This is a genomic window from Kitasatospora sp. NPDC056327 (assembly GCF_042261735.1).
GTDB lineage: Bacteria > Actinomycetota > Actinomycetes > Streptomycetales > Streptomycetaceae > Kitasatospora.
On sequence record NZ_JBHJRC010000479.1, the window covers coordinates 1 to 3,287 of the forward strand.

The window sequence follows — 3,287 nt, forward strand, 5'->3', positions numbered from 1 at the left end:
CAGGTCCCGCCCCGTCGGGGCGGGACGGCGCGTCCGGGCGGCCGGTGGTGGCCAGGTACATCATCAGTGGCAGCTGTACTTCGGGCTGGTGTCCTTGATCTGGCCGTCCGTGCCGACGTAGCTCCAGCCGTAGCCGGAGTCGGTGAAGTCCAGCTTCAGGACGCCGTAGTCGCCGCTGATCCGCTTCTGGCTGTTGGGCTGGATCTGCTCGATCGGGTAGGGCTCGGCACCGCCCATGCCGCCGACGATCTCGACGATGCCGTCCGCGGTGGCCCGGCCGTCCGGGTCCTGCGGGGCGAACCGCTCGTAGTGGTGGTCGTGCCCGCCGAGCACCAGGTCGGCCTTGGCGTCGTACAGGATCCGCCAGACCGGCCGGGAGACCGGGTTGTTGCCGTGGCCGCCCGAGGAGTACAGCGGGTGGTGCCAGTAGGCGGCGACGCACTTCTTGCCGTTGGCCGCGAGGTCCGCCTTCAGCCAGTCGATCTGGGCGCTCTGGTCGAAGGCGTTGGAGTCCAGCGCGACGAAGTGCCAGTTGCCCTCGTCGAAGCTGTACCAGCTCTTGCCCTGCGGGTAGGCGATGCTGCCGAAGTACGACTTGTAGCCGGCGAGCGACCCGGCCGGGTCGTAGGTCTCGTGGTTGCCCGGCACCGGGCGGGTCTTCGACTTGAACGCGCCCCAGGTCTTGTCGTAGTAGTTCCGGAAGTCCGCCAGCCGGGCGTCGTCGTACTGGTTGTCGCCCATGGTGAGGTAGAACTTCGGGTCGATCTGCTGGGCCAGCGCGGCGGTCTTCGGGTGCGCGCAGGAGCTGTCCGAGGCGGTGCACTGCGCGGCGATGTCACCGGCCGCGACCACCGTGAACGCCCCGCCCGGCCCGCCGGTCGGCGTTCCGGTGGGCGTTCCGGTGGGCGTGCCGGTCGGCGTCGGCGTGGTCCCGGCGGCCCCGTACACCTCCATCTCGAACAGCGAGTAGCCGTAGGCGGTGCCGCGCGCCGTGCCGTACATCCGGACGTAGCGGCCCTTGCCGGACAGGCCCGTCCAGTCGTCGGTCCCGCCGTTGCCGGCCTTCTCCTCCGCGATCGCCGTCCAGGTCACCCCGTCCGCCGACACCTCCAGGCGGTACGCCTTGGCGTAGGCGTCCTCCCAGCTCAGCTTCACCCGCGAGACGGTGGCGGCCGTCCCGAGGTCCACCCGCAGCCACTGCGGGTCCTTGCCCTCCGTGCTCGCCCACCGGGTACCGGTGTTGCCGTCGAACGCCTTCCCCGCCGCGTAGGACGAGCTCTCCGTGGAGGAGGCCGTCGCGGCCTTACCGCGGGAGATCAGCGGATCGGCCGCCGCCCCCGCCCTCCCGGACCAACCGAGCAACAGGCCGCCGACCAGCACGAGCACGGCGGCGAACACTCCGACATGAACAGGCCTTACCGAGACACCCGGACGCATCCTTGGACTCCCCGACCTCTAGGAATGGCGAGAGCTGGACACCGGCACACTCCATGCACGAGCCCACCGGCCAAGCGGTTACCGCACACCGCGGCGGCCGGGTCAGAGCTCTCACTGAGCACGTCGCGCCGCTCCGGTGCGGGCGCCGCGTCAAGCCGCCGCCCGGGAGCGTAGTAGAAAGTAAAGTTTCCTGACAATACCCGGCGGAAGCCGAACTCCCTTGCGATTACGGCCCCGTCATCCCTCCCGCCCCTCGGGTCGCACCGGCACCACGGGCGCCGCGATCCCGCCCCTGTCCGAAAAAATACCCATGGGGGTATGGTGGAGGGGACGACGGATACCCCACCCGGTATAGGAGCGACCCACGTGTTCTTCGCCCAGTACTACCTCGACTGCCTCTCCCAGGCCTCCTACCTGGTCGCCGACGAGACCACCGGCCGCGCCGTGGTGATCGACCCCCGCCGCGACATCGACGAGTACGTCGCCGACGCCGAGGCGCACGGCTTCACCGTCGAGGCCGTCATCAACACCCACTTCCACGCCGACTTCCTGGCCGGCCACCTGGAGCTGGCCGCCCGTACCGGCGCGTGGATCGGCTACGGGCGCCGGGCGGAGACCGAGTACCCGATCCGCAAACTCGCCGACGGCGAGCGGATCGGCCTGGGCGAGGTCACCCTGGAGATCATGGAGACCCCCGGCCACACCCCGGAGTCGATCAGCGTCCTCGTCCTCGAACACGCCGGGGACACCGTCCCCTACGGCGTGCTCACCGGCGACGCCCTGTTCATCGGCGACGTCGGCCGCCCCGACCTGCTGGCCTCGGCGGGCACCACGGCCGAGGAGCTCGGCCGGATGCTCCACCACAGCGTCCAGCACCGGCTGATGGCCCTGCCCGACGAGGTCCGGGTCTTCCCCGCCCACGGGGCCGGCTCGTCCTGCGGCAAGAACCTCTCGGCCGAGCTGGAGTCCACCATCGGGGAGCAGCGCGCCACCAACTACGCCTGCGCGCCGATGAGCGAGGACGACTTCGTCGCCATCGTCACGGCCGGCCAGTCGGCCGCCCCGGCCTACTTCGGCCACGACGCCGCCCTGAACCGGCAGAACCGCGAACTCTTCGACACCGCGCTCGCCCACCGCCCGCTGTCCCCCGGGGAGTTCGCGGAGCGCCGGAGCGCCGGCGCGGTGGTCGTCGACGCCCGCAGCCCGCAGGAGTTCGCCGCCGGGCACCTGCGCGGCGCCGTCAACGTCCCCGCCGACGGCCGCTTCGCCGAACAGGCCGGCGCCGTCCTGGACTCCGGCGCCGAACTCCTCGTCGTCGCACCCGGGGGACGCGAGGGCGAGGTCGTCACCCGCCTCGCGCGGATCGGCTTCGACCGCACCGCCGGCCACCTCGCCGACCCGGAGACCACCCTGGCCGGGTTCGCCGACGACCTCGCACCCGCCCGCCGGCTCACCGTGGACCAGCTGCGCACCGCGCTCGGCACCGAGCGGCCCCCGCTGGTCCTCGACGTCCGCACCTGCGGCGAACGGGCCGAAGGAGCCGTCGAGGGCTCGGCGCACATCCCGCTGAACGAGCTGGCCGGCCGACTGGCGGAGGTCCCGCAGGACCGGCCGCTGGTCGTGCACTGCGCGGGCGGCCACCGGTCGTCCATCGCCGCGAGCCTGCTGCGCCACCACGGCCGGGGCGAGGTCTCCGACCTGCTCGGCGGCTACGCGGCCTGGGACGCGGCGCACCGGCCGGCGACCGTCTGAGCCGCGCGCGGCGGTACGCCGAGCTGACACCCTTGTTGCCGTGCCGGCCGGCCAGCTTGTCGCCGTCGGTGATCTTGCGCTTCTGCGCGACGTACACC

Annotated in this window: 2 protein-coding genes and 1 pseudogene; 1 reads left to right on the forward strand and 2 read right to left on the reverse strand. The window is 72.0% G+C overall.

What is annotated here, in order from left to right; translation table 11 throughout:
* Positions 1 to 63: 63 nt before the first annotated feature.
* Positions 64 to 1,398 (reverse strand): discoidin domain-containing protein, encoded by a 1,335-nt coding sequence (locus ACFCX4_RS35430; RefSeq protein WP_376151460.1) that lies wholly within the window; start codon positions 1,396 to 1,398, stop codon positions 64 to 66.
* Positions 1,399 to 1,803: 405 nt separating this feature from the next.
* Between ACFCX4_RS35430 and ACFCX4_RS35435 the strand changes: the two genes are divergently transcribed.
* The gene (locus ACFCX4_RS35435; protein WP_376151462.1) at positions 1,804 to 3,189 is read left to right on the forward strand and encodes a rhodanese-like domain-containing protein; all 1,386 of its coding nucleotides are present in this window, start codon (positions 1,804 to 1,806) and stop codon (positions 3,187 to 3,189) included.
* A 19-nt stretch (positions 3,190 to 3,208) separates the two neighbouring features.
* Here the strand turns inward: ACFCX4_RS35435 and ACFCX4_RS35440 are convergent.
* Positions 3,209 to 3,287, reverse strand: a pseudogene (locus tag ACFCX4_RS35440) (hypothetical protein); the annotation flags it as partial.